We start from the raw sequence: 3,347 nt of genomic DNA on the forward strand, positions 1-3,347 counted from the left end.
CAGGCCGTGCGCACGGTCAGCGGCGATGCTGACCTGCAAGTGCGCGGCCGCACGCCCGCGGGCTTCGACGAGGAGCTCTATCCCCGCCTCGCGCGCCTGCCCGGCGTCGCCGGCGTCAGCCCGGCGCTGGAGATGGACGCCAGCCTCGGCCCCAGCGCTCCGGCGACCCTCATTGGCCTGGACGTGCTCCGCGCCGCGCAGGTCACGCCGGCCCTGTTGGGCGAGGCGTCCGCCGGCCCGGCGGCCTTCGACCCGGAGGCGGTGTTCCTGTCAACGGCCGCGCTTCAGGCGGCGGGTGTGGCCGTCGGCGACGCCGTCGAGGTGGCCGCCAACGGGCGGACGGCGCGCCTGCGGGTCGCCGGGACCCTGCCCTCCGCGCCTGAGGGCCAGCGCCTGGCGGTGATGGACATCGCGGCGGCCCAGTGGCGGTTCGCACGCCTCGGCGCGCTCGACCGCGTCGACCTGCGGCTGGAGACCGGCGCGGACGCGGCCGAGGCCCGCCGCCGGATCGCCGCCCTGCTGCCGGCCCAGGCGGAGATCAATGACGTGGAGAGCGAAGCGCGGCGCAGCGACGCCCTCTCGCGCGCCTACCGGGTGAACCTCGACATGCTGGCCCTGGTGGCCCTGGTCACCGGCGGCTTCCTGGTCTTCTCGGCCCAGTCGCTGGCAGTGGCGCGCCGGCGTCCGCAGTTCGCCCTGACCCGGGTGCTTGGCCTAACCCGCCGCGCGGTCCTCCTCCAGGTGGCGGCGGAGGGGGCGGTGATCGGCGTTGTGGGGGCGCTGGCCGGCCTCGCGCTGGGCGTGGCGCTCGCCTGGGGCGGCCTGGCCCTTCTCGGCGGCGACCTGGGCGGCGGCTACTTCGACGGGCCCGCGCCGCAGCTGGTGTTCGCGCCGCGCGCGGCGGCGGTGTTCGTGGCGCTGGGCCTGCTGGCCGCGCTGCTCGGCAGCCTGTTGCCGGCGCGCCAGGCCGCGGGCGTCCAGCCGGCCCAGGCGCTGAAGAACGTCGGCGACGCCATCGATCCGCGGGCCCCGCCGGGCGGGCGGATCGCGCTCGCCCTGCTCGCCGCCGGCGCGTTGGCGGCCTTCGCCCCCGCCGTCGCCGGCCTGCCGCTGTTCGGCTACGCCTCCATCGCCCTCTTGCTGGCCGGCGGGGTCGCGGCGATGCCCTGGCTCGCCCGGATCCTGCTCTCGCCGGCGCGGCGGATCGGCCTCTCCTGGCCGCCCCTGGACCTGGCGTTGAAGCGGCTGTGGGGCGCGCCCTCGCAGGCCGCCATCGCGCTTTGCGGCATCGTCGCCAGCACCAGCCTGATGATCGCCATGGCGGTGATGGTCACGAGCTTCCGCGGATCGGTGGACGAATGGTTGGGCCAGGTGCTGCCGGCCGACATCTACCTGCGGCTGGAGGACGGCGGCGGCTTCGACCAACGGACCCAGACCGCCATCGCCGCCGCGCCGGGCGTGGCGCAGGCGGCCTTCTCCTACACCTCCTCGTTCAGCGTCTCGCCCGACCGGCCGCCGGTGATCCTGACGGCCCGCGACGACCCGGCCGGCACCCTGCCGCTGATCGGCGCCTCGCGGCCGGCGCCGGCCGGCCTGACGCCGGTCTGGGCCTCTGAGCCCGCCGCCCGGGTGCTGGACTGGAAGGCCGGGCGGACGCTGGAGCTGCCGATCGGCGGCGGCGCGCCGGTGAAGGTCTACGTGGCCGGGGTCTGGCGCGACTACGCGCGCCAGTCAGGCGCGCTGGCCATCGACGCGGGCGATTTCACCCGCCTGACGGGCGAGGTGCGGCGTACGGAGGCGGCGGTGGATTTGGCCCCCGGCGCCCCGGCCGAACAGGTCGCCACTGCGCTGAGAGCGGCCGTCCCGCAAGGCGACTCGCAGCGGATGATGATCGCCCAGGCGGGCCAGCTGCGGCGCCTGGCGCTGTCCATCTTCGACCGCAGCTTCGCGGTCACCTATCTGCTGGAGGCGATCGCCATCCTGGTGGGCCTGGCCGGCGTCGGCGCGACCATCTCGGCCCAGACCCTGGCCCGCACCAAGGAGTTCGGCATGCTGCGCCACCTGGGGGTCCGCCGACGCGAGATCGCCGCCATGCTGGCCGCCGAGGGGGCCCTGCTGGGCCTGGTGGGCGGGATCGCCGGCATCGGCCTGGGGCTGGCGATGAGCCAGGTGCTGATCGGGGTGATCAATCCCCAGTCGTTCAACTGGACCATGCAGACCCGCCTGCCACTCGGCCTGTTCGGCTCCGTGGCTCTGGCGCTGATCGCCGCCTCAGCGGGCACGGCCCTTCTCGCCGGCCGCCGCGCCCTCTCGGGCGAGGCGGTGCAGGCCGTGCGGGAGGACTGGTGATGCGCCGGCTCGCGATCGCCCTCCTGCTGCTGGCGCTGGCCGCCTGCTCCCAGCCGCCAACGACGCCCGCGCAGAAGGCCCACGGCGGGCCGACGCCCACGCTGCCGGCGGCCGTGGGCGGCGCGCCCGCCGCGCCGGTCGCCGGCGCCGGCGACGGCGGGTTCGCGCAGGTGGCCCCGGGCCGGCCGCTCGCCTTCCCAGCCGACCACGGCGCCCATCCCAGCTTCCGGACAGAGTGGTGGTACGTGACCGGCTGGCTCGAGGACGAGCGCGGGCGGCCGCTCGGCTTCCAAGTCACCTTCTTCCGCTCGCGCACGGGCGCCGACCCGGCCAACCCCAGCCGCTTCTCGCCCCAGCAGATCCTGTTCGCCCACGCCGCGGTCTCCGATCCGGAGCACGGGCGGCTGATCCACGACCAGCGCATCGCCCGGGCCGGCTTCGGCCTGGCCGAGGCCAAGGTCGGCGACGCCGACCTCGTCATCGACGACTGGCGGCTGTGGCGCGGGGCCGACGGGACCTTCAGCACCCGCGTCGGCGGCGAGGCATTCGACCTCACCCTGACCCTTGCGCCCACCCAGCCAATGCTGCTGCAGGGCGAGGCCGGATACAGCCGCAAGGGGCCGCAGGCTTCGCAGGCCAGCTGGTACTACAGCCTTCCCCAGCTGACGGTTCAAGGCGAGCTGAGGCGCGGGCGGCGGGTGCAGAAGGTGACCGGCCAGGCCTGGCTGGACCGCGAATGGTCCTCCACCCTGCTCGACCCTCGGGCGGTCGGCTGGGACTGGACGGGGCTCAACCTCCCAGGCGGCGGCGCGCTGATGGCTTTCCAGGTGCGCGACGCCAAAGGCGCCGCCCTGTGGGCCGGCGGCTCGCTGAGGTCCGCCGACGGCGGAGTCGTCCGCTTCGCGCCGGGTGACGTGAGGTTCACGCCCCTTCGTCGCTGGCGCTCGCCGCGGACGGGCGGGGCCTATCCCGTCGCCCAGGAGGTGAGCGTGCGCACG

2 protein-coding genes are annotated in these 3,347 nt (G+C 75.7%); both read left to right on the plus strand.

The window, feature by feature from the left end; genetic code table 11:
• Nucleotides 1-2,349, plus strand: a 2,349-nt coding sequence (locus tag VHK87_RS08165) for an FtsX-like permease family protein (protein WP_329634406.1), incomplete at its 5' end; no start/stop codon positions are given.
• A partial coding sequence (locus VHK87_RS08170; RefSeq protein ID WP_329634407.1) for a carotenoid 1,2-hydratase occupies nt 2,349-3,347 on the plus strand: 999 nt, incomplete at its 3' end. The genes VHK87_RS08165 and VHK87_RS08170, both read left to right, overlap by 1 nt.

It is taken from the genome of Phenylobacterium sp. (assembly GCF_036263695.1).
Classification (GTDB): domain Bacteria; phylum Pseudomonadota; class Alphaproteobacteria; order Caulobacterales; family Caulobacteraceae; genus Phenylobacterium.